Here is a 23,058-nt window from a genome sequence, read left to right on the forward strand (position 1 = left end):
ATGCTCGAAATCACCGACATCGAGGCCGGTTACGGGCGTACGCGGGCGCTGCACGGCGTCACGGTGCCGACCGGCAAGGTGGTCGCCGTGCTCGGCCACAACGGCGCCGGCAAGACGACTCTGCTGCGCCTCGCGATCGGCCTGATCAAGCCGACGAAGGGCCGCGTGCTGTTCGACGGCGAGGACATCTCGTCGCTCGCCCCCAACAAGCGCGTGGCCCGCGGTATGGCCTACGTGCCGCAGGGTCAGCAATCGTTCGGCCAGCTCACGACGATGGAGAACCTCCAGCTCGTCGCGGACGGGCGCCGGCGCGGCAAGGCTCTCCTGGACGCGCAGCTGGCCCGCTTCCCCGCACTGGAGAAGTTCGCGACCCGGAAGGCGGGCCTGCTCTCGGGCGGGCAGCGCCAGCAGCTCGCGATTGCCCGCGCCCTCATCACCGAGCCGAAGCTGCTCATCCTCGACGAGCCGACCGAGGGCATCCAGCCCACGATCGTCGCCGAGATCGAGCAGACGATCATGCAGCTGGCCGGCGAGGGCATCAACGTGCTGCTCGTCGAGCAGCACATCGGCTTCGCCCTGGAGGCGGCCGAACGCTACGTCGTGCTCGCCTCGGGCTTCGTCACCCACACCGGTGAGGGCGGTTCGGCCGCCGCCTCCACCGTGCGAGCCGCCATGGCGATCTGAGCCGACATGACCGGCTTCCACGCCGGAAATGCCGTCGTAACACCGGGCAGGGAGGATCCCCCACGCGAAGGTGCCTTAGGGGATGCCACTGTGTCGACGGACAACGCACGCGCGGCCGCGGAGGACAGCCTCGAGGACTATGCCTTCCGCTACGTGCCGCGCACCTTCCGGCGCTGGAGCGCGGCGTCCGTCGGCGCGACAGCCCTCGGGTCCATCGCGTTCCTCGCCGACTTCTCGATCGGCGCGAGCATCGGCATCGACCACGGCACCGGCAACGCCGTGCTCGGCATCCTGTTCGCGTCGGTCATCATCCTCGTCGTGGGGGTGCCCGTCGCCTACTACGCCGCTCGCTACAACCTCGACCTCGACCTCATCGCGCGCGGCTCGGGGTTCGGCTACTACGGCTCGGTGATCACGACCGTGATCTTCGCCGGCTTCACCTGCATCTTCTTCGCCCTGGAGGGTGCCATCATGGCGCAGGGGCTGCAGGTGGCGACGGAGCTGCCGTTGTGGCTGGGTTACCTCATCTCGACAGTCGTCGTGATCCCGATCGTCATCTACGGCATGCGCGCGCTGGAGCGCCTGCAGTTCTGGACCACGCCCCTGTGGCTCGCCCTCGCCCTGCTGCCGCTGCTGTGGATCCTCGTCTCCGACCCCGAGTCGGTGCGCGCCTTCACGTCGTTCACCGGCAACTCCGACGGCTCCGTCAGCTTCGGCGCCGTCGTCTCCAGCGCGGCCGTGTGCTTCGCGCTCACGCCGCAGCTGGCCGAACAGATCGACTATCTGCGCGCCATGCCGCCGCGCACCCGAGCGAACGCCCGCTCGTGGTGGACGTCGTTCGTGTTCTCCGGTCCGGGCTGGGTCATCTTCAGCGGCACCAAGCAAGTGATCGGGGTGTTCCTGGCGGTCTACCTCCTCGTGAAGGTCGAACCCGCGCTCGGGCACCGCGCGGCCGAACCGGTCAAACAGTTCGTCGGGATGTACCAGACCCTCATCCCGGACTGGCTCGCGATCATCCTCGCCGTCGTGCTCATCGTGATCGCGCAGGTGAAGATCAACGTGACGAACGCGTACTCGGGCTCGCTCGCCTGGTCGAACGTCTTCACCCGGGTGGCCAAGCACTACCCCGGCCGCACGATCTTCGTGCTGTTCAACCTGGTGATCGCGTACGTGCTCATGATGCTGGACGTCTTCACCCTCATCACCTTCGTGCTGAGCCTGTACGCGAACGTCGTCATGGCGTGGCTCGTGACCATCGCCACCGACATCGCGATCAACAAGTGGGTGCTGCGCATCTCGCCGCGCTACCCCGAGTTCCGGCGCGGCATGGTGCACGACTGGAACCCGGTGGGGCTCGTGTCGGTGGGGCTGGCCTCGGTGCTGTCGCTGCTCGCTTTCGCCGGGCTGCTCGGCGCCGCCGTCAAGCCGTTCTCGGTGCTCATCGCGATCGGCGTCGCGATCGTCACCACGCCGGTCATGGCCGTCGCCACGCGGGGGCGGTACTACCTGCGCCGCCGCTCCGACGGCATCGACTCCCCCCGGTTCGACGCCGACGGCAACCCCTCGGGCGAGCGCCTCCGCTGCCATGTCACCGGGTACACGTTCGAGCGGCCGGATATGCTGGCGTCGGCCGAGCGCGGACCGCACGGCCAGGTGCAGTACGTCTCGTCGCTGGCGCTCACCCTCGACGATTCCGATCGCTACGTGCTCCCGCCGGAAGTCACCGGGCCCCCGCGGTGGACGACAGCCCGCAAGAGGGGGACGTGATGGAGGAGCCGGTCGACACCGCGACCGCGATTCTCGCGAGCGCCGCGGTGCTGCTGCGCGAGCGCATGTTCGACGACATCTCCTATCGCGCCCTCGCCGACGAGGTCGGCATCTCCGAGCGCACGATCTATCGCCAGTACCCCACGCGCGCACACCTGCTCGCCGCGCTCTCCAACTGGATCGAACAGACCAGCTTCCCGCTGCCGCCGTTCGTGACCGTGTCCGATTTCCGCGCCGCCGTGCACGAACGCTTCCGGGCCTTCGACACCTTGCCCGCGTACGCGTACGTCGGCGCGCGGGCGTCCGCGATCTCACCGACGCTCGACACCGAGCCGGCCTACATCACCCGGGCGATCGAGGCGATGCTCGACGTGGCGGCGCCGACGCTCAACCGGCGGGACCGGCGGCGGATCGCGGCCTCCCTGCGCTACTTCTCGTCGGCGATGTTCTGGGCGCGCCTGCGCACGGGCTTCGACCTGGACGCGGGCGACATCTGCGACGCGTTCGACCGCGCCGTCGACACCGTGCTGGCCAAGCTGCCCGACGCCACGCGGGCCGAGCCGTGACCATTGCCGAGCTGAGCGGCACGCAGGAGGCGATCCTGGCCGCGTACGCCGAGCTGATCGAGGAGGTCGGCAGCGACGACGTGTCGTACCGGGTCATCGCGCGCCGGGCCGGCATCGCCGAACGCACGGTGTTCCGCAACTACCCCACCCGCGTCGACCTGCTGCTGGCCACCGCGGCCTGGATCGAGGCGACGCTGTTCGCCCGCGAGGAATCACACTCGATCTTCGACATCCCCCTCGCGGTCCGCGAGGCGATGCAACGCTACGACGCACGGCCGGAACTCGCGCACGTCGTCGCCGAGACAGCCATGCGCGGGGTCAGCGGCGCGGCGCCGTCACCCGGCCGGGCCCACCTGGAACGGCTGCTGGACGCCGAGGTGCCCACCCTCGACGCGGCGCAACGCAGAGCGGTCATCGCGGCGCTGTCCCACCTCGACTCCGCCGGGACCTGGGTGACGTTCCGCCGCGAATTCGGCCTGGACCGCCGCGACATCGCCGACGCCGCCGCATGGGCGGCGGAAGCAGTGCTGGACACCATCCGCGACCGCGTCACCCGCTGAGCGCGCCTGGTCCGGACGGGGCGGCGCCGAACAGGCGGGTCTGCCAGATCGTCGCGGGCGAAGGCCTGCACGCCGAGCGACTGACTTTCCTCAGCGATGCCGCCGCCGCGATCGCGCTGACGCGGGAGTCGGTAAGACCGCGTTGCTGGAGCACTTCGGCGGCGTGGCCGCGACCTCGACGACGAGACGGTCGGTCGTCCCACTCCCCTGAGCCGCTGCGTGGTGAGGACACCCCCACGCCCACGGCTCGTGCCGCTGACAGCGCTCAGAGCAGACCGCGGGTGCGGGCTTCGGCGGCGGCCTTGCCGCGGGACGAGACGCCCAGCTTGGCGAGCACGGCCGAGACGTGATGGTCGACCGTCTTGGCCGACAGGGTCAGGCGGGCCGCGATGTCGGCGTTGCTCAAGCCCTCGGCCAGCAGCTTCAGCACCTCGCGCTGACGGCTGGTCAAGCCGGTCGGGTCGGCGGCCGTGGTGGCGCGCGGGCCACGGGGCACCGGCAGTCCACGTTGCCGCAGGGACGAGCGCAACTGCCGGGCCGGCGCGGCGGCGCCCAGGCGGTCGAAGACGCGCAGAGCAGTGGCGGCGTCGCCGTGGGAGCGGGCGCAGGCGGCCAGGTAGGTGTGGCCCAGCCGATCGAACCGGGCCGCCGCGGCGCGCCAGTCGCCGTCGATCAGCAGGCGGAACGGCTCGGCCGCGGCGGGCGGGGCGGGAGCCGGGCCGCCGCTGCGCCACAGCCAGTAGGCCAGCTCGCCGATGAACCACGGCTGCCCGGCCCGCAGGGCGACGGCCAGACCGCGGCGGGCCTCGGCGGCCGCCGCGACGTCGTCGCCGGCCAGCCAGTACGCCTCGGCCAGGGCCGCCGCGGACGGGCAGAAGAACTGGGACTCCCCCGTCGGGTAGCCGCGCTCGGTGGCCCGCAGCGCGTCGTCCAGGGCGCCCGGCTCGTCGCGCCGCACCCGCAGCAGGGCCCGCGCGACCAGGGCCGGCACCAGGCCCCCGCCGTGCATGGCCGGGCCGGTCAAGGCCTGCTCGGCGTCGTCGGCGGCCGCGGCCCAGTCGCCGCGGGCCAGCTGCACACGGGCCCGGTGCCCGAGCAGGTGACGGGCGTAGCCGTCGAGGTCACGGGCGGCCAGGAACGGGATGATCCGGTCGAAGGTCCGGTCGGCCAGGTCGAGGTCGAACCAGTCGACGGCGGTGCTGGCCAGGTTGGTCAGGGCGCGCCCGGCGTGGTCGTCGAGCCCGGCCGCGACCGCCCGCTCGTGGGCCCGGCGCAAATCGTCCACGCCGGCCGGGTCGCCCCGGTGCAGCCGGGCCGACCCGATGTTGATCAGCGCGTGTACCTCGGTGTCGAAGTCGCCCAGGCGCCGGGCCAGGTCGGTCGCGCGCACGCCCCACTCGATCGCCGCGTCGTTCTCGACGCTCAGCATGAACAGCTGGGACAGGTTGCTGTAGGCGGCGGCCAGCTCGGGCCCGGGCGGCTGCCGTTCGAGCACCTCGACCGCCTGGAAGCCGAGCTCGCGGGCCTGCTCGGGGCGGCCGTTCCACCAGCTCAGCCGGGACACCCAGCGCAGCGCGACCCCGGTCGGCACGGGTTCGCCGAGTTCGGTGCGCAGGGCCAGGGCGGACCGGCTGGCCTCGAAGGCCTCGGTGAGCCCGCCGTGGTAGGCCGCTACCGAATACTCCTCGAGCAGCGCCGCGCGATCCCGTACGGGCTGGTCCGCGGCGAGCGGCAAGGCCCGCGCGTAGTGGGCGGCGGCCTGCTTGTAGGCGCCCAGCGACGCGGCCCGGCGGGCGGCGACCGGGGCCCAGCGCATCACGGCCCCCGGGTCGCCCGCGTGGTGGGCGTGATGCACGAGCGCGGCCGGGTCGACACCCGGGCGGGCCTCGTAGGCGCGCAGGATCTCGGCGTGCAGGGCCCGGCGACGTACGGGGGAAAGGCTCTCCTCGACCGCACGGCGCAGCAGCTCGTGGCGGAACGCGACGTCGTCGCCGCGGGTGGTGAGCACCCCCCGGGCCAGGCACTCGTCGACTTCGGCGGGCCGGTCGCCCAGCAGCTCCGGGCCCGCGCTCGACGGCACCACGGAGACCAGGCAGGCGACCTCGCGGGCGGTCGCGGTGAGCGTGGCCAGGCGGCTCAGCACCAGATCCCGTACGGTCGGGGGAACGCCCGCGGCCGGCGCGGCCAGCACCTCGCTCACCAGCAGCGGGTTGCCACCGGTCATCGCGTGCACGCCCGGCGCGTCCCGGCCGGCGCGACGGGCCAGCTCGGCCACCGCGTCCGCGCTGAGCGGGGGCAGACCGATCCGCCGTACCAGCCCCCGCGGCAGTCCGGCCAGGACGGTGCGCAGCCGGTGGTCCGGGCCGATCTCGTCCTCACGATAGGTGATCAGCAGCAGGGCCCGGCACAGCGCCAGCCGCCGCCCCAGGAACGCCACCATGTCGAGCGTCGCCTCGTCGGCCCAGTGCAGATCCTCCAGCACGACCACCGGCCGCGCGGCCTGCGGCGGCCGGTCGAGGGCGGCCAGCAACAGGTCGAACACCTCGCCGCGGGGCCCGCCGGCGATGCTGTCGCGCAGCCGCCCGCCGAGCCGCCGCGCGATGTCGTGCAACGGCCCGAGCGCACGCGGCGTCAGCAGCGGATCGCAGGCGCCCCACAACATCTGCGCGCGCGGACCCGCGGCGTCGGCGAAGGCGGCGGCCAGAGTGGACTTGCCGGCCCCGGCCTCGCCACTGACCACGGCGACGCGCCCACCGGCGGCGCACTCGGCGAGCAGCCCGTCGAGGACACGCAGCTCGGCGGAGCGCTCCAGAAGCGGAGTCACCCGCCCAGGCTAGGCAGCCCGGACGGGTCCCGCCTAGCGCCTATCGGACAGGCTCGCCCCGGTCGATCCGGTAGGTGGATCAGCGCCCCGGTTCCTGATGTCGGGCAGTGTTCCGGTTTCGGTGACCTCGTCGGCGATGTCGCGCAGTTTGCGGTTGAGCCGCTGGCTGCTGCTGCGGAGCAGGTCGAACGCGTCATCGGAGCTGATCTTGTGAATGTTCATGAGGATGCCGATGGCCATACCGATCTGGCGGCTGGCGGTCAGGGCGTTCTCGAGGCCGGCGGCTCTGCCCGCGCTGGTGGCGTGGAGCAGCAACACACGGGCGTGAGCGGCGAACAGGGCGGCCACGGTGACCGCATCGGCGTCGAAGGCTCCCGGCCGGCTCGTGTAAAGGTTGAGCGCGGTGCGGTCGGGCTGGTCGGCGAGGTGGAACGACAAGACTCCGCGGACCGGGGTGTCGGACAAGACGGCACGGGCGAAGTCCGGCCATCGATCGTCAGTCGAGACGTCCGAAATCTGGATCATGTCGGATACGGCGGCGGCGGTCAGGCAAGGGCCTTCCCCGAGCTGATACTGCAATTGGTCGACGTCCGCGGCGATGGGCCCGGAGGTGGCCATGCTTCGTGGTTTCCGGGTGAGCGGCCAGACAGTGATCGCGGCCCAGTCGCAGCCGGGAACGGCCGTGACGGCCAGGCCGACAAGTCGCTGCAGCAGGTGGCCCGGGTCGTCGGTGCTCAGGTGCTGGTTGAGCGTGACGAAGGTGGCGGCGAGGTCGCCGGGCGGCTGTTCTGGGGGCATGCGGTCCTCGACAGTGGTGTGGGCTGCTGGGCCTACCGGCGGAAACGTGACAGACAGTCTGATCCGGAGCTCACGGGACGGATGCTAACCGGCCGGCTTGTCCGGGGGAACGTGACTGACGTAGTTCAGGCCGACCAGGTCGAGGACCGCGGCGGGCACGCCGCCCGCCGCGGCGACGATGGTCAGCGGGTGTCCGTGGGTCGTGTACCGGCCCCGCGCGTCGAACAAGGCGCTGACACCGGCACTGGCCAGGACGTCCACCTCGGTGAGATCGACGACGACGGGATGAACTCCGCCACGGCCGGCCGTGCTGAGCCGGTCGGCGAACACGGTGACGGTCGTGATGTCGAGGGGACCGGTGACGCGCAGCGTCCGCGGCGGTCCGTCCTCGAGGGTGGTGGAGAAGTCCACGCCGGTTCTCCTGTCGGCGGTCGCTGACGGCTCGGCCGAAAGGACGGCCGGGTGGTGGAGCCGATGCCGGACGGTGACCGTGGTGCCCCCGGCCCGGCCGGTCTCGTCCGCGTGCCGGATGGCAACGTCGTCCAGGACGGCACCCACCATCCACAGGCCACGTCCGCTCAGGTCGGGTGGGGTTGCCGGCGGCTCGGTCCAGGTTCCGTCGTCGGCCACGGTGAGACTCAGGACACCGTCGACACCCAGGTCAGCTCCGAGCCGCACCGGTCCGGTTCGTCCGGCCGGATAGGCGTGTTCAACGGCGTTGGCGACCAGTTCGGTAACGGCCAGCGAGATCAGATGCCCGTCGTGCGGAGTCGGATCCACCTGCCGCAGCCATTCACGAAGGGCGCCTTTGGTCTTGGTCACGGCGCCCGGCGTGGCGGACAAGTCGAGACGCCACGGTGGCACCGGTTCGGCGGACAGTTGCACGGCCAGGGCCGTCACGTCGTCGACGTAGCCGACCCGGGTGATCAGCTCGATCGTCTGCTGGCAGGCCCGCTCGGCCGCCGACTCGGGCGCGCCGCCGCGCAGCGCCCGGTTCGCGACCGCGTCGCCGGCCACAGTGGCCAAGGTCCGCATGCCCGCGTTCAGCGGGCTACCGGGCTGTTCGACCAGCCCGTCGCTGTAGAGCATCAGGACGTCACCGGGTCGAAGCACGTCCTCGGACACCGATAAGGCCGAGCCCGTGCCCAGCGGCCCGCCACCGGATGACTTCAGGTATCGCGACGATCCGTCCGGCGCGACGACCAGCGGCGGCGGGTGACCGCACGTGCTGTATCGCAGGCCACCCGTTCGCGGGTTCAGCACCGCCGCGCACATGGTGGCCGCCCGCAGTCCCGGCGACCGCGCCGCCAGCCGGTCGATGCGGTGCAGGGCATGGTCCAGGTCGCCCGTCTCACCCAGCAGCTCGTCGAAGACTGCACGGGCCTGACCCATCACCGCTGACGCGGCCACACCGTGACCGACGACGTCGCCGACCACCAGGGCGAGGTTTCCGCCGGGCAGGGCGACGGCGTCGAACCAGTCACCGCCGGCGGCCTGGTCGTCGCCCGCCACCAGATACCGTGCGGCCACCCGAGCCTGCGGCAGCACCGGCAACCCGGTGGGCAGCAGCGCCTTCTGCAACTCGACGACCACGTCCCGGGCCGCCTGGTAGCGCCGCTCGGCCTCGGCCACGGCACGTTCCGCCGCACGCGACTGCAACGTATGTTCGGTGACGTCGATGACCTGGAGGAGGATGCCGCGGATCGTGCCGTCCGGCCGGCGCCGCGGGTGCAACTCGAAGTCGTAGTAGCGGTCCTGCAGTTCGCCACCGATCTCGAACTGAGCCCGCCACCCGGTCGCGAAGAAGGGCTCACCCGAGGCGTAGACGCCGTCGACCAGCTCGAACAGATATTGGCCCTGGGCTTCCGGGAGGCCTTCGCGCATCGTGACGCCGATGAACTCCTCACGATCGAACGCCGCCCGGTACGACGCGTTGACCGCGATCCACCGGAAATCCGGGCCCTCCATCGCGGCCAGACCGACCGGCATTTCCTCGAACGCGGCCACGACGTCCGCGGGTTCGCCGACCAGCCACGCCGGAACTGCGCTGTCATCGGGACCCACCTGATACGACATGGCCCCAACCTAGCCGCCGCACCGACGGCGCACACCGTTCGACGTCAGGGGGCGCGGAAGCCGTACGGGTAGAGGCCGTCGATCGTGACGGGGAGGCGGCCGGGGGCCTGGGCCCGGCCCTGCAGCACCGCGGCCAGCGCGGCGATCGTCGGGGGCTGGTAGCCGTACGCGGCCACGAACGTCGGGGCGGCTGGGAACGAGGCCAGGTCGTACGGGGTGCCGACGGCGACCACCACGATGGGCCGGCCGGTGGCCAGCAAGGCCTGGACCAGTTCGACCTGGGTCGGGTCGGCCCACGCGTTGGACGTCGTGACCACGGTGACGTCGTGTTCAGCGGCGGCGGCAACCGCCTGGGCGATCACCGTGTCGGAGGGTGAACCGGTGTAGAGGCGGGTGGCTCCGAGCGCGGTCGCCAGGTTGGTCGTCGTGCCCGCGCCCCAGCCGGTGACCAGCACGTCCTGGCCGTCCTGGAGCGGGAGGGCGGCGGAGCGGAGCGTGGTGATCGAGCGGGCGGCGATGCGGTTCATGGTGTCCACGGCGGCGGGCGTGCCCACGACCGGGGGCTCTACCACGTACGGGGAACCGGTCTTGGTCCTGAGGATGCGGCGGACGGACTGGTCGATGCGGCGCTCGCTGAGCCGGCCGGATGCGACGGCGTCGAGCAGGATGCGGATCGCGCCGGGGACGCTGCGGGGCATCAGCAGCTGGTCGACCCCGGCCCGTACGGCCCCGACGATGACCTGCTCGTCGGTGTAGTCCCCGAGCGCCGCGGCCTCGAGCGCGTCGGTCACCACGACGCCGTCGAAGCCGAGTTTCTCGCGCAGCAGGCCGGTGATGATCGGGCGGGACAGGCTGGCCGGGACGCCCGTCGGGTCGAGCGACGGCGCCACGATGTGCGCGGCCATGATGCTCCCGGCGCCGGCCGCGATGATCGCCCGGAACGGCGGCACGTGGGTGCGCAGGATCTGCTCGCGGGTCTCGTCGGTGACCGCGACCCCGTTGTCGGTGTTGACCGTGGTGTCGCCCAGACCGGGGAAGTGTTTGGCCGTGGTGCCGACGCCGGCCGCGCGGTAGCCCCGCTCGGCCGCGACGCCGAACGTGGCGACATGGGCCGTACGGTCGCTGAACGCCCGCACCCCGTCGGCGGCGTTGCGGGGGTTGGTGTTGACGTCGACGACCGGGGCGTGGGTGACGGTGATGCCGAGCGCGCGCAGTTCGGTGCCGCTCACCTTGGCCGCGTCGTAGGCCGTACGGGGGTCGAACGTGGCGCCGATGGCCATGGCGCCGGGGGAGATCGCCAGCGGCGCCCCGATCCGGTTGACCGTGCCGCCCTCCTGATCGGTGCTGATCTGCAGCGGGATGCCGGTGTCGGCCATCGCCGCGCGCTGCAACCCGTTGGACAGGGCGGCGATCTGCGGCGGGTTGGTGAGGTTGCGGCTCCACGTGAAATAGATGACGCCGCCCAGGTGGTATTTCTCGACGGCCTGGGCGCCGGTGGTGACGCCCGCGCCGAACATGGCCTCGTTGGCCGCGGCGTCGGCGGCCGAGACGCTGGTCGCCGACTCGCCGTAGACGTACGAGACGACCATCTGCCCGACCTTTTCGGCCAGGGTCATCCTGCTCAGTGGATCGCCGGCGACTGCTGCCGAGGGATAACCGGCCACGGTCAGCGCCACCACCAGGGTCAGAAGTCGCCGTTTCACGCTCTCATGGGAGCGCGGCTATCGAACCTTGTCAAACCGAAGACATCCTCCACCAGGTCGAGCGCCTTGATCCACGGGAAGGGCTCGGTGCTGCCGGGGACCCAGCCGTCGACCGGGCCGAAAAGCACCCGTACGCCCTCGGCGCGCAGCTCGTCGAGGGAGCGGCGGAACGGGCGGCGGGCCGCGAGGGGCTCGTTGACCGCGGGCACGACGACGGTGGGCACACCGCGGCCGATCACGTCGGCCATGGAGCTCAGCGCGTACGTGTCGGCGATGCCGTTGGCCAGCTTGTTGATCGTGTTGAAGGTCGCCGGGGCCACGATCATGGCGTCGGCCGGGGGCGAGATCCGGGTGCCGTCGGCCGCGAACTTGTACGTCGTGCGGATCGGCCGGCCGCTGACCCGGGCCACCGCGGAGGGATCCATGAAGTCGAGGGCGTTCTGCGTCGCCGTGACGTCGACCGTCCAGCCGCGCTCGCAGGCGACCTTGATCAGCTCGAGCACTCCCCCGGCGGCGCTGCCGCCGCACACGACCACTCGCAAATCACCCATGGTTCACGATTCTCCTGGATCATCGGGGCCCGGCGCGGCCGGTTTCTCTTGTTCGGCCTGCTTGGTGGCAGTGTTGTAGGAGCGGTAAGTGAGCCACAAGGCCACCACCGCGGCGACGGCCGCCGCCACACTGGACAGCTGGTCGGCCCGCGACGGCCCGAGCGCGGCCACGAAGACCACCACGGTCAGCACGACCAGCACGCCGAAGCCGACCGTACGGACCCGCTGGGAGGGCGGGCGGCCGCCGCGGTGGCGCAGTACCAGATTGACGACCACCTCGACCAGCACCACGGCCGCGGTCACCAGGATCGGGATCTGCCAGGCGTCGAGCTCCACCCCGCTCATCCCAGTTCCTTCTGGATGTCCGAGATGAACCGCTGCGTCAGCGGCTCGCCCTCCTGCAGCAGGTTGCGCGTGTGCTCGGCGAAGACCCGCGCGAAGGCGGCGTAGTTGTGGTGCATCGGCCGCGGGCGGGACGACTCCACCGCGACCCGGATGTCCTCCAGGTGCGGCAGCGACTCGGCCAGCCGCTGATTGATGTACGCGTCGAGGTTGGTCGGGGCGAAGCCGTACTTGGTCAGCAGCAGTTGCGACGACTTGCCGGTCAGGAAATGGATCGCCTGCTCGGCCACCTCCCGATGAGGGCTGTCGGCCGAGACGGCCAGGCTCTGCCCGCCGATGATGCCGGTGGGCAACCCGCCCAGGCGGATCTCGGCGGTGGACACCTTGGTGCGCTCGGCCCGCTCGACGGCCGGGTAGCTGACCGGCCAGTTGCGCATGTAACGCAGCCCGGACTGCTGGAAGACCCGGGTGGTGGAGCCCTCGCCGGCCTGGTCGAGCACCCGGCCCGCCTTGATCGCGGCGGTCACCGGGCCGAGCGCCTCACGCCACTGCCCGAGGCTGTACGACAGCACGCCGTCCTCGGTCAGGATCGCGTCGTCCTGAGCCAGCGCGTGCTCGAGGACGTTGACGACGAACGCCTCCTCGGTCTGCGGGCCGACCGTGTTGAGCTGCCCCGCGAACTGGCCGGGGGCCGAGGTCAGCAGGTCCGCCAGCTCGGGTTCGGGGTCGGCGACCGCCTTGTCGGCGACCCGGCGGTAGAGCATGCCGACGTCGGTGTTGAACGGGACGGCCCAGAAGTCGTCGCGGCCCGTGCGCTGGGAGAGCCGGCTCACCGCGGGCAGCAGCGGATTCCCGTCGGGCGGGGTGATCGGCACGATCAGCTGGTCGTCGGCGAAGCGGGGAATGTGGATGACGTCGAGGTTGAAGATGTCGGCCTTGGTGCGCAGGAACAGCTCGTACTGGTCGCGGGTGGAGCTGTTGACCGTCTCGGTGTGGATCTGCGCATCGGGGTTGAGCTGATTCCACATCGTCACCAGCAGCTGCCGGCCGCCGGTGGGGTCGACCCCGGTCGCCAGCACCAGATCGACGGGCTCGCGGCGGGTCAGCACGTAACCCGCACCGGCCGAGAGGGTGCCGGAGGTGAGCACACCGGCCAGGAACGACCGTCGCGAGTAGAGCTCCGTCATCCACGCCTCCGTTCGCCTACGTACGGTACCCGCTTGATCGCCTTCCGGTGACCCCGGTCACTCCCCGGCGGACGGGACCTTGGTCCCGGCAGGTCGGGATCGACGGCCCGGGTGCGCCGCCCCCACCAGGAGGAATCTCAGAAGTGAGAGATGACGATGAAGGAGGCAGAGATGACCACCATCCGCCAGACCGCGGCACACCTCGAAACCGTCGAGGCGCCGGGCGCCATGCTCACCCGGACCGCCGCGAAAGCCCTGGCCGTCACCCGGATCTCGCTCGGGTTCGTCTTCCTCTGGGCATTCCTGGACAAGACCTTCGGACTGGGCTACTCGACCCCGTGGGAGCGAGCCTGGATCAACGGCGGCTCACCGACCAAAGGCTTCCTCAGCAGCGTCGAGGCCGGGCCGTTGCAGGGCTTCTTCCACTCCATCGCCGGGGCCGGCTGGGCCAACTGGAGCTTCATGCTCGGCATGCTGGCAATCGGCGTCGCCCTCGTCGGCGGCATCGGCCTGCGCCTGGCCGCCGTCGGCGCCACCGCGATGATGCTGCTCATGTGGCTGGCCGAGTGGCCCCTGGCCGGCGGCTCGAGCAACCCGGTGGTCGACTACCACTTCATCTACGCGGTCGCCGCGATCGCGCTGACCCTCACATACGCCGGGCACACCTGGGGCCTCGGCCGCCGGTGGGCCAAGCTCCCCCTCGTCCAGAAGAACCGCTGGCTGATCTGAACCCGTCCCGAGGCCCGGCCGACCGGCCGGGCCTTTCGCGTTCCCCTATTCGGATGGCGCAGAGGCAGCAGTGTCGGCCAGGGTGGAAGCCATGACGATGTGGGTACCCGCCGAACAGGATCCGCGGACGCAGAACGCACCAGTGGACGAGCTGGAAGTCATCCGGGAGTACCTGACGAACTATCGGCTCACCCTGGGCCTCAAATGCGAAGGCCTCGACCCCGAGCAGCTGGCCCGGCGGTCGGTGCCGCCGTCGACGATGAGCCTGCTCGGCCTGGTCCGGCACATGGCCCGCGTCGAGCACAACTGGTTCCACCGCTGCCTGCAGGGCCACGGCGACGTGCCCCGCCTGTTCTGGACGGCCGACGACCACGACGTCGACTTCAACGAGGCGACCGGCGACCCGGTGGTGATCGAGGACGCGTTCGCCCGGTGGCGTGAGCAGATCGCGGCGGCCGACGCGTGGCTCGACGGGCGGCCCGACCCGGGAACGGTGATCCGCACACCGTGGGGCGACGACGTCAGCGTCCGCGACATCCTGATCCACATGATCGAGGAGTACGCACGACACTGCGGACACGCCGACCTGCTACGCGAGTGCATCGACGGCCGCACGGGACAATAGCGAGGATCTCCGGGGTTCGGCCCTGGCGGGTGAGGTCTTACGCCTCGTCGGGACGCACCAGCACAGCGCCCTGACCGATTACCGCGGCACCAACGCCGTCGACGGCGACGGTGGTTCTGCCGGGAGGTCCGTGCAACTCGATCGCACGCACGGTCACGGCAGGCTGCGAGATGTCTCCCTCCAGAGACAAATCATCCCCGATACGCAGTGCGTCGCCTTCCAACCGGCCCGTGACAAAGAGCCAGGGCCGGCTCGAAAGGCGGTGAAGACCTTCGACGATGAGCCGGGTCATCCGCGGTTCCTCCTCCACATCGCGACGAAGCCCTCCTCGGCGGCGTACGCCTCATCCTCCAGCGGTCCCGTCACGGAGTCGATCCGGCCCTCCTGGTATTGCCGGACGTGCACGCTCTCGTGGCCGAGCGTACGTACCAACGTCTCCGCGTCCTGAAAAGCGGCCGGCCCGAGCTGAACGCCGAGGGAGTCAGTTCTGGCTACAACCCCTTGGAAATCCAGATAAGCGATGTCATCCGGGTGGTGCACGATCTCGACCGTGGCTCCTCGGAAGTCGACACCGGCCAGCTCGGCGTGGTTCTGGACGGTCTCCATGGTGCGCGGAAGCCCGGCGCCTTGGTCGACGACCGCTCGATTCGACAACTTGCCGGTTCGCGAGAACAGGGCGAAGTCACGAACCGATCGTGTGCTCGGAGTTGATCGCCCGGCACGCGAGACGGACGCGACCGACTCCTGAGCCGCTGCCACATCGTCCGCCCGGTGCGGCCGCGGCCTCGGCCCATCACCACCGGGGGATCTCCGCCGGCGGCTGGTCATGGGGTCGCCCGTACAGCGCGTCCGTCCACATTGCCGAAACTAGCAACCGTCGGCCAGGCGCACCGTCACCTGATGATGGCGTCGGCGACGGCGCGGCGGGGCGTGGCTGGGCCGGGGTGGCCGTAGCCGATGCGTAAGGTCAGCTGGGGGTGGCCGGAGCCGCGCAGGGAACGGCGTAGCTGGTCGCGGGCGGCCGGGACCTCGATGGGCTGGCTGATCATCGACGCAGCCAGGCCGGCGTCCGTGACGGTGAGCAGGATGTGTTGCAGGGCCTGGCCCGCCAGCAGTTGGTCGGTGGGGCGGTCGCCTGCCGTGCTCAGGACGGCGACCAGGGGTTCCGGCTCGTAGTCGCGGCCGGGGGCGCGGCGGCGGCCGGCGAACGAGCGCTGCGGCAGCAGGTCCTGGGGTTCGGGGGCGGGGGCGCCGGCGGTGGCGGGCACGCCGTCGGGGGCGGTGTCGGCGTGGGTCCAGCCGGCCATTTCGGTCTGGTAGCGGGTGTCGCGGCGCAGGACGCGGTCGGCGCTGCGGGCGATCTCGGCGAAGCCGGCCACGGAGGTCATGCCGACGAGCAGGTCGAGCCAGGCGTTCTCGGCGCGGGCGGCGTCGATGATGCGGCGGCGGGCCTCGGCGGGCACGGGGTCGGGCCAGAACGGGGCGCGATGGCTGCGGCGGCGCGGGATCGCGGCGTGCAGGGCGCTCTCGGCGTACGTGGGGGGCCGGGTACGGGCCGGGGTCAAGCGGGCCATCAGGTCGGGGTCGGCCCGGTCGGGGCGCAGCGTGACGGTGGCGGGCCGGCCCCGCACCGCGAGGGCCAGACGGGCGTTGAACGTGGCCGCGCCGAGCGCGAGGCGGGTGGCCCAGCCGGTGTGGTCGGCCACGGTCAGCCGGCGGGACGGGTCGGCGAGGATCTCGACGGCGCCGGCGCGCAGGCGGAACTGCCACGGCTGCGTGTTGTGCAGGGAGGGTGCGTGGATGCCGGCCGCGGCCGCGTGCAGCAGGTCGTCCTCGCCGTAGCGGGCCATGACTCAACCGTTGACGATCACGTCGGCGGCGACGCGCCGGGGGCGGGGCGGCAGCGGCGTGGCCGAGGCGCTGTAACCGAGCCGCACCACCACGTACGGCTCGCCCAGGTCGGCCAGCAGGCCACGCACGAGCAGCCGGGGCCAGGTGACTTCGACGGCGTCGGTGAGCGGGGCCGTGGCCAGGCCGTCGGCGGTCGCGGCGAGCAGCAGGGCGGAGAGGGCCTCGCCGCCGCGCAGCAGGTCGAGGTGTTCGTCGCCGCGGCCGAAGAGGATCACGTACGCGGCACCTTGGTCGTGGTCGGCGCCGACGGCGAGCCCGGGGGTGTCGTCGGGGGCGAAGTCCCGTACGGGAACCCGGCGCAGACCCGGCTCCACCGCGGTGCCGGCCGGCACGCCGTCGCCCGCGGCCACCGGGCGGTGGGTCCATTCGCGCAGCTCGTCACGGTAGAAGGGGTCGCCGAGTTCGGCGTCGCCGGCCAGTTGAGCCGAGATCGCCAGTGCGGGAACCTGGTCGGCCGGCACCACGTGCAGGTAGGCGCCGTTCGCCTCGACCAGCAGGCGCAGCCGGGTCAGTTCGGCGTCGGTGACCGTACGGGAACCGAAGGGCCGCCGGTCGGTGCGGCGCTGCGGAATCGCCTCGGCCAGCCGCCGAGCGTCGGGCGCGGGCGGCACGGGGGCGCCGAGCTGGATGCGGGCCACCGGGCCGGGACCGGTCAGCCGCTCCACGGTGCAGGACCAGCCGGCCGCGGCCAGCGCGGTCCGGGCGTGGTGCAGGGCGGCGCCGAGGCTCAGGAGCAGCAGCCGGCCGTCGCGGTCGGTGATCTCGAGCCGGCGCGACTCGTCGGCGTGGAGCTCCATCGTGTCGCCGTCGATCCGCCAGCGCCACGGCTGGGTGTTGAAGACGGACGGGGCGTGCAGCGCGGCCTGGGCGGCTTGCTCGAGCGGTGTCATGGGACAAGCGTGCGGCCGGCGACCCCCGCCCGTTCAGGGCCGAAAGTCCCGTCTCACGAGGAGATCGGCACCTGCCAGGTGAGCACCGTCCCGCCGTCCGGGCCGGGGCCGGCGTCGAAGGATCCACCCAGGTCGTGGGCTCGTTCGGCCATGTTGACGAGGCCGCCGCGGGCCGCGCCGGGCGGGAGGCCGACCCCGTCGTCGGAGACCTGCAAGATCACTTCACCGCCGGCGGCCCGGACCGAGACCCGTACGCTCGTCGCCTTGGCGTGCCGGGCCACGTTCGACAGCGCCTCGCTCAGCACGGCCAGCAGCTCGGGCACGATGTCGTCGGGGATCGCGCTGTCGACGGGACCGCTCGTGTCGAGGGTGGGCCGGAAACCGAGCGCGGCCGCCTCGGCCGTCTCGCGCAGCGACGCCCGCAGCGACGGCCCGGCCGGTGCGCGCAGCTCGAAGATCGACCGCCGGATGTCGCGGATCGTCTCGTCCAGGTCGTCGACCGTGGTGTTGATCCGCCGTACGGTCTCGTCGCGCGACTGCTGCAGGGCGGCCCCTTGCAGCTGCATGCCGGTCGCGAACAGCCGCTGGATGACGACGTCGTGCAGGTCGCGGGCGATGCGTTCGCGGTCGGCCAGCACGGCCAGCAGTTCGCGTTCCTCCTGGGCGCGGGCGCGTTCAAGGGCGAGCGCGGCCTGCCCGGCGAAGGTCGACAGCAGCACCGCGTCGTCGTCGGCGACCGGCTGGCCCGGGGCCTGGCTCACGATCAGCAGGCCGTGCGGGGAGTCGGCCCCGGCCAGCGGGGCCACCACGGCCGGGCCGGCGGGCACCGGGGCCGGCCAGTCGGCGACCGCGCGCAGGTCGTCCAGCACCTGGTAGCCGTCGAAGTCCACGGCGACCTGCTTCCCGGCCAGCCGGGTCCACGCCGGGTCGTCGCTGTCGGCGACTTCGATGCGGTAAGAGGAGTCGTGGTGCAGCAGCACCAGCACGAGCGCGGCGCCGGACACTTCGCGGGCGCGCCGGGCGATCAACTGCAGAGCTTCCGTACGGCGGACGGTCCCCAGCAGCACCCCGGTGATCTCGGCCGTGGCCGCGAGCCAGCGTTCGCGCCGCTGGGCCAGGGTGAACAGCCGCGCGTTGTCGATCGCCACGCCCGCGGCAGCGGCCAGGGCCACCACGATCTCCTCGTCGTCCTGGCTGAACTCGGTCGCGCCCTGCTTCTCGGCCAGGTAGAGGTTGCCGAAAACGTGGTCGCGGATCCGGACGGGCACGCCCAGGAAGCTGTGCATCGGCGGGTGGTGCGGCGGGAACCCGTACGAGAAAGGGTGTTCGGTGATGTCGGGCAGCCGGACCGGGTGCGGGTCGGTGATGAGCAACCCGAGCACGCCCCGGCCGTGCGGCAGGTCCCCGATCGCGGCGTGCGTCGCGGGGTCGATGCCGTGGGTGATGAAGTCGGACAGCTGGGTGCGGTCGGCGCCGATCACCCCGAGCGCGCCGTAGCGGGCGCCGGCCAGCGCGCAGGCCGACTCGACGATGCGTTGCAGGGTGCTGCGCAGGTCGAGGTCGGTGCCGATGCCGACCACGGCGTCGAGCAGCGCGCGCAGGCGTTCCCGGCTGGTCATCACCTCGCCCACCCGGTCCAGCATCTCCTGCAGGAGCTCGTCGAGGCGTACGCGGGAAAGGGGACTCAGGCCGAGTTCGGGCTTCTTCTGCTCCGCCACGGCCCAAGGTTACGGTGGCGGGACTTCAGACCCTAGGACCAGGCCGTCCGTACGCGATAGGAACAGCGCATGATCCGAGTCTTCCTCCTCGACGACCACGAGGTGGTCCGCCGCGGCCTCGTCGACCTGCTGCAGTCCGGTGGCGGCATCGAGGTGGTCGGCGAGTCCGGTTCCGCTCAGGAGGCGGCCCGGCGCATCCCGGCCCTGAAGCCCGACGTGGCGATCCTGGACGCGCGGCTGCCCGACGGCAACGGCATCGACGTGTGCCGCGACGTGCGGGCGGTCGACTCGTCGATCCGGGGGCTGATCCTGACCTCGTACGAGGACGACGAGGCGCTGTTCGCCGCGATCATGGCGGGTGCGTCGGGGTACGTGCTCAAGCAGATCCGCGGCACCGACCTGGTCGACGCGGTCGAACGGGTCGCGCAGGGGCAGTCGCTGCTCGATCCGGCGGTGACTCAGCGGGTGCTCGAGCGCATTCGCAACGGGGTGGAGCAGCCGCGCGAGCTGGCCGCGCTGACCGATCAGGAGCGCCGGATCCTCGAGTTCGTGGCCGAGGGCCTGACCAACCGGGAGATCGCCGGCCGCATGTTCCTGGCCGAGAAGACGGTCAAGAACTACGTGTCGAGCATGCTGGCCAAGCTGGGTCTGGAGCGCCGCACCCAGGCGGCCGTGCTGGCCACCCGGCTGCTGGGGGAGCATCCGCACGGCTGAGATCGAGTACGGCACACGCTCGGGGGCATCCGCACGGCTGAAGATCCAGTGCGGTCGCACGAGAGATCGTCTCGTGCGCGCCCGAATATTCACATGGTGCACATCGATCGGGTCCGGTGGAACCGTCGCGGCCGCTGCCTTGACGGTCCTACCGGCAGGTCACCCTGCCCTTACCGATCGAGACCTACCTATTGAATCGGCCTTCGTCGATCATGTTCGCCCCGGTCATCGCGTCGCACGGCGCGTACGCCGCTGATCCCGCAGACGCATGACTCTCGTATCCGAGGGCAGGTGACTGCAGGGATGGAGGCGACATGGCACCGCGCAAGCCCGCCACGCGCGCGTCGAGCACAGGCCGCCGCATGGTCCATACTGGATCAGTGAGCACGTGCCGATGCACGTGCAGATGCGCCGGCTCTCTTGCTCGGGGAGGACAACGATGCGGCTGAGACACCCCTCCGGCCGCATCGTGCACCTTTCCTGCGAGCTCAGCCCAACCCCCGCCGAGACACCGGTGAATCTACCGGTGATCGTCTCGCAGCTCGACATGTACGGCGCCGTGCGCGCGCGGCTCGGCGCCGACGCCCTCGGCGTGAGCCTCTGGCTTCCCCCCTCGCTCGCCGCCGCCCTCGCCGTCGAGAGCCGCGCCCGCACCCGGCTTCGTGCCGAGCTCGACGCCCGCAGGCTCGAGGTCGTCACGTTGAGCGGCGCGCCCTTCGACGAGGGCGGCGGCGAGACCCCCGGCTGGACGGAGCCCGCTCGCCGCGAATACACGCTCGACCTGGCCCGCATCCTGCTCGACCTGCTCGACGAGGACACCGTCCGCGGCACGGTCAGCACCATCGGCATCGGCCGGCGCGAGGGCTACGCCGAGGCGGAGGAGAAGGCCGCCCTCGGCATCCTGCGCCGCCTGTCGCACGGGCTGGCCGACCTGGCCTGGCAGAACGGCCGCGCCGTGCGGGTCGGCTTCCAGCCCGCCCCCGGCCTCGTGCTCGACGACCCGGAGCAGACGGTGGCCGGGCTCAGCCGCATCGACAAGGACAGGTTGGGCGTCTGTCTCGACCTGGGCCACGTCGCGCGCAACTGGCCCGACCCGGCCGCGGGCATCGAGACCCTCACCGACGCCGGGCTGGCGATCGTCGAGGTCCGGCTGACCGCGGTGGCCGGCTCGACCACCGGGGCCTGGCGCGACGGGCTGCAGCAGCTGTTCGGCCGGTCCGGCCCGCTCACCGAAAATCTCACGCTGATGAGCCGCGGCGCCACGGTGGAACAGATCGCCGGCGACCTGGCCTACCTGCTGGCCGAGCTGGCCGCCCTGGGCCTCGCGCCGGAAAATGAGCCCTGCCCCGCGCGCTGAAACTCGTCTAGTGTCGGTCCTGGCACTGCCGTGACGGGCGGGCCGGGTGCGGGAGGCGCAAACCTGCCCCGGTCGTGACGCCCCTTCGTCGGCCGTGCCGCCAGGGCGGCCTTCCCTCGCCGCCCACCCAGTGCTGTTCCGTTCCGAGGGAGAAATCATGGCGCGACCCATCACGCTCTTCACCGGCCAGTGGGCCGACCTACCCTTCGACGAGGTCTGCCGGCTCACCTCCGAGTGGGGCTACGACGGCCTGGAGATCGCCTGCTGGGGTGATCACTTCGAGGTCGACCGGGCGCTCGCCGAACCCGACTACGTCGACCGCAAGCGCGAGCAACTCGCCAAGTACAACCTGAAGGTCTACGCGATCAGCAATCACCTGGTCGGCCAGGCCGTGTGCGACCTCATCGACGAGCGCCACAAAGACATCCTGCCCGCCGACATCTGGGGCGACGGCGACCCCGAAGGAGTACGGCAGCGGGCCGCCGAGCGCATGAAGGACACCGCGCGGGCCGCCGCCAAGCTGGGCGTCAAGACCGTCATCGGCTTCACCGGCTCGTCGATCTGGCACACGGTTGCGATGTTCCCGCCCACGCCCGAGTCGATGATCGAGCGCGGCTATCAGGACTTCGCCGACCGCTGGAACCCCATCCTCGACGTGTTCGACGAGGTCGGCGTGCGCTTCGCCCACGAGGTGCACCCGAGCGAGATCGCGTACGACTACTGGACCACCCGCCGCACGCTGGACGCCATCGGCAACCGGCCCGCCTTCGGGCTCAACTGGGACCCGTCGCACTTCGTCTGGCAGGACCTCGACCCGGTCAACTTCATCCTGGAGTTCAAGGACCGGATCTACCACGTCGACTGCAAGGACGCCAAGGTGCGTACGGGCGACGGGCGGCGCGGCCGGCTCAGCTCGCACCTGCCCTGGGCCGACCTGCGCCGCGGGTGGGACTTCGTCTCCACCGGGCACGGCGACGTGCCGTGGGAGGACTGCTTCCGGGCGCTCAACGCGATCGGCTACGACGGGCCGATCTCGATCGAGTGGGAGGACGCCGGCATGGACCGCCTGGTCGGCGCGCCCGAGGCCCTGCAGTTCGTCCGCCGCCTGGCCTTCGACGCCCCGTCGGCGGCCTTCGACGCGGCCTTCTCGTCCAACTCCTGACCGCCTTTTCGCACAAGGCTGGGGCCGCCCTCGACGTTGAGGGCGGCCCCAGAGCCTTTGTTGTGCGCCGGTCAGTACGTCGTGCCGGTCGACGACGGCTTGCTGGCCGACGTGGCCAGCGGCTCCGTGGTGGTGCTGGAGTCGTCTCCGGTGACGTGCAGCTTCTCGCCGAGCTTGGACGACTGCAGCTTGTCCTTGCTCTCGCTGTAGAGCTTGTTGGCCTGCGCCTGGGCGACACCAGCGGCTTCCTGCACCGAGGGGTGCTCCCACACCTTCTTGGCGTTCGACCGGATCTCCTCGTACTTCTCCCGGCCGGCACGGCTGCCCAGGACGAAGCCCGCCGCGAGACCGGTGATGAACATCAGCTTTCCGCGCATGATGGCGGCTCCTTCCGTTCGATGACGCGCGTGCGTCGCTGCACCGTGCATACCCATGCTGCCGGTTTCGTATACCTGCCGTCGGCCTTTCCCCTGACGACGGCGTGCCGGGGAACCCCTTCGCGCTCCGGCCCACCCGTCATGTACTCTGTTCTCCGGCACCGAGGGAAGCCACGGTGTCAGCAGCAATCCCCTGTAGCTCAATTGGCAGAGCAGCCGGCTGTTAACCGGCAGGTTATTGGTTCGAGTCCAATCGGGGGAGCGAGTCGGAGGCCCCTGTTCGCCAACTGCGCGAACCGGGGCCTCACTCTGTTTCTCACCTGGGGGCCGAGCCCCCAGACCCCACGGTGCGTCGGTGACGCATGGTGGCGCACTTAAGGTGAGCGCGCGTAGGCGTTGCCCTTTCGTCAACATTCTTTCCCGATCGTCTATCGCATCCCTCTGACCTGCTAGAACGTCCCCGATTTGCGACGCTTGGGATGTGTGCTACGGAGCGACCAAGGTCGATTGACATGGC

22 protein-coding genes and 1 tRNA gene are annotated in these 23,058 nt (G+C 71.4%); 10 read left to right on the forward strand and 13 right to left on the reverse strand.

The window, feature by feature from the left end; translation table 11 throughout:
• The 4 genes from BKA14_RS23580 to BKA14_RS23595 all read left to right on the forward strand — a co-directional run bounded on the left by BKA14_RS23580 (position 1) and on the right by BKA14_RS23595 (position 3,577).
• Positions 1–684, forward strand: a complete 684-nt coding sequence (locus BKA14_RS23580; protein WP_184953056.1) for an ATP-binding cassette domain-containing protein — start codon at positions 1–3, stop codon at positions 682–684.
• A 90-nt stretch (positions 685–774) separates the two neighbouring features.
• Positions 775–2,451, forward strand: a complete 1,677-nt coding sequence (locus BKA14_RS23585) for a purine-cytosine permease family protein (protein ID WP_184953057.1) — start codon at positions 775–777, stop codon at positions 2,449–2,451.
• Entirely contained in the window at positions 2,451–3,017 is a 567-nt protein-coding gene (locus tag BKA14_RS23590) for a TetR/AcrR family transcriptional regulator (protein ID WP_184953058.1), read from the forward strand. Before BKA14_RS23585 ends, BKA14_RS23590 begins: the two co-directional genes overlap by 1 nt.
• Positions 3,014–3,577 carry a TetR/AcrR family transcriptional regulator gene (locus BKA14_RS23595; protein WP_184953059.1) on the forward strand — a complete coding sequence of 188 codons (564 nt, stop codon included), beginning with the start codon at positions 3,014–3,016 and terminating at the stop codon, positions 3,575–3,577. Before BKA14_RS23590 ends, BKA14_RS23595 begins: the two co-directional genes overlap by 4 nt.
• Positions 3,578–3,842: 265 nt before the next feature.
• Here the strand turns inward: BKA14_RS23595 and BKA14_RS23600 are convergent, their stop codons facing one another.
• From BKA14_RS23600 to BKA14_RS23630, 7 genes are all read right to left on the reverse strand, one after another.
• Complete coding sequence (locus BKA14_RS23600; RefSeq protein WP_184953060.1) at positions 3,843–6,401, reverse strand: ATP-binding protein; 2,559 nt, start codon at positions 6,399–6,401, stop codon at positions 3,843–3,845.
• A 33-nt stretch (positions 6,402–6,434) separates the two neighbouring features.
• On the reverse strand, positions 6,435–7,199 hold the full coding sequence (locus BKA14_RS23605; protein ID WP_184953061.1) for a GAF and ANTAR domain-containing protein: 765 nt from the start codon (positions 7,197–7,199) through the stop codon (positions 6,435–6,437).
• Positions 7,200–7,283: 84 nt separating this feature from the next.
• Positions 7,284–9,275: a SpoIIE family protein phosphatase gene (locus BKA14_RS23610; protein ID WP_184953062.1), complete on the reverse strand. Its 1,992-nt coding sequence runs from the start codon at positions 9,273–9,275 to the stop codon at positions 7,284–7,286.
• Between the two features lie 44 nt (positions 9,276–9,319).
• Entirely contained in the window at positions 9,320–10,978 is a 1,659-nt protein-coding gene (locus tag BKA14_RS23615; RefSeq protein ID WP_203722220.1) for a glycoside hydrolase family 3 protein, read from the reverse strand.
• Entirely contained in the window at positions 10,975–11,529 is a 555-nt protein-coding gene (locus BKA14_RS23620; protein ID WP_184953063.1) for a flavoprotein, read from the reverse strand. Before BKA14_RS23620 ends, BKA14_RS23615 begins: the two co-directional genes overlap by 4 nt.
• A gap of 3 nt (positions 11,530–11,532) precedes the next feature.
• On the reverse strand, positions 11,533–11,874 hold the full coding sequence (locus tag BKA14_RS23625; RefSeq protein WP_184953064.1) for a hypothetical protein: 342 nt from the start codon (positions 11,872–11,874) through the stop codon (positions 11,533–11,535).
• The gene (locus tag BKA14_RS23630; protein ID WP_239092724.1) at positions 11,871–13,058 is read right to left on the reverse strand and encodes an extracellular solute-binding protein; all 1,188 of its coding nucleotides are present in this window, start codon (positions 13,056–13,058) and stop codon (positions 11,871–11,873) included. Before BKA14_RS23630 ends, BKA14_RS23625 begins: the two co-directional genes overlap by 4 nt.
• Positions 13,059–13,229: 171 nt before the next feature.
• On the opposite strand from BKA14_RS23630, the gene BKA14_RS23635 reads away from it, so the two are divergent.
• Together BKA14_RS23635 and BKA14_RS23640 are read left to right on the forward strand one after the other, a co-directional pair.
• Complete coding sequence (locus BKA14_RS23635; RefSeq protein WP_184953065.1) at positions 13,230–13,787, forward strand: DoxX family protein; 558 nt, start codon at positions 13,230–13,232, stop codon at positions 13,785–13,787.
• Between the two features lie 91 nt (positions 13,788–13,878).
• Positions 13,879–14,412, forward strand: coding sequence for a DinB family protein (locus BKA14_RS23640; RefSeq protein WP_184953066.1), 534 nt, complete (start codon positions 13,879–13,881; stop codon positions 14,410–14,412).
• Between the two features lie 37 nt (positions 14,413–14,449).
• Here the strand turns inward: BKA14_RS23640 and BKA14_RS23645 are convergent, their stop codons facing one another.
• The 5 genes from BKA14_RS23645 to BKA14_RS23665 all read right to left on the reverse strand — a co-directional run bounded on the left by BKA14_RS23645 (position 14,450) and on the right by BKA14_RS23665 (position 18,856).
• Positions 14,450–14,704: a hypothetical protein gene (locus tag BKA14_RS23645; RefSeq protein ID WP_184953067.1), complete on the reverse strand. Its 255-nt coding sequence runs from the start codon at positions 14,702–14,704 to the stop codon at positions 14,450–14,452.
• Positions 14,701–15,018 (reverse strand): hypothetical protein, encoded by a 318-nt coding sequence (locus tag BKA14_RS23650; RefSeq protein WP_184953068.1) that lies wholly within the window; start codon positions 15,016–15,018, stop codon positions 14,701–14,703. Before BKA14_RS23650 ends, BKA14_RS23645 begins: the two co-directional genes overlap by 4 nt.
• A gap of 287 nt (positions 15,019–15,305) precedes the next feature.
• Complete coding sequence (locus BKA14_RS23655; protein WP_184953069.1) at positions 15,306–16,262, reverse strand: Acg family FMN-binding oxidoreductase; 957 nt, start codon at positions 16,260–16,262, stop codon at positions 15,306–15,308.
• Between the two features lie 3 nt (positions 16,263–16,265).
• On the reverse strand, positions 16,266–17,213 hold the full coding sequence (locus BKA14_RS23660; protein ID WP_184953070.1) for an Acg family FMN-binding oxidoreductase: 948 nt from the start codon (positions 17,211–17,213) through the stop codon (positions 16,266–16,268).
• Positions 17,214–17,266: 53 nt separating this feature from the next.
• Entirely contained in the window at positions 17,267–18,856 is a 1,590-nt protein-coding gene (locus BKA14_RS23665; protein ID WP_184956919.1) for a GAF domain-containing sensor histidine kinase, read from the reverse strand.
• A gap of 144 nt (positions 18,857–19,000) precedes the next feature.
• Between BKA14_RS23665 and BKA14_RS23670 the strand changes: the two genes are divergently transcribed.
• The 3 genes from BKA14_RS23670 to BKA14_RS23680 all read left to right on the forward strand — a co-directional run bounded on the left by BKA14_RS23670 (position 19,001) and on the right by BKA14_RS23680 (position 22,164).
• A complete protein-coding gene (locus BKA14_RS23670; protein WP_184953071.1) occupies positions 19,001–19,645 on the forward strand; it encodes a response regulator in 645 nt (214 codons plus the stop codon).
• A 514-nt stretch (positions 19,646–20,159) separates the two neighbouring features.
• A complete protein-coding gene (locus tag BKA14_RS23675) occupies positions 20,160–21,002 on the forward strand; it encodes a sugar phosphate isomerase/epimerase family protein (protein WP_239092722.1) in 843 nt (280 codons plus the stop codon).
• Positions 21,003–21,159: 157 nt separating this feature from the next.
• Positions 21,160–22,164, forward strand: coding sequence for a sugar phosphate isomerase/epimerase family protein (locus BKA14_RS23680; protein WP_184953073.1), 1,005 nt, complete (start codon positions 21,160–21,162; stop codon positions 22,162–22,164).
• A gap of 71 nt (positions 22,165–22,235) precedes the next feature.
• Here the strand turns inward: BKA14_RS23680 and BKA14_RS23685 are convergent, their stop codons facing one another.
• The gene (locus BKA14_RS23685) at positions 22,236–22,541 is read right to left on the reverse strand and encodes a hypothetical protein (protein WP_184953074.1); all 306 of its coding nucleotides are present in this window, start codon (positions 22,539–22,541) and stop codon (positions 22,236–22,238) included.
• 189 nt (positions 22,542–22,730) lie between these two features.
• Here BKA14_RS23685 and BKA14_RS23690 point away from each other — a divergent pair.
• Positions 22,731–22,803: transfer RNA gene (locus BKA14_RS23690), tRNA-Asn, on the forward strand.
• Positions 22,804–23,058 lie beyond the last annotated feature (255 nt).

Origin of the sequence: Paractinoplanes abujensis, from assembly GCF_014204895.1 — a bacterium.
Taxonomy (GTDB): Bacteria; Actinomycetota; Actinomycetes; order Mycobacteriales; family Micromonosporaceae; genus Actinoplanes; species Actinoplanes abujensis.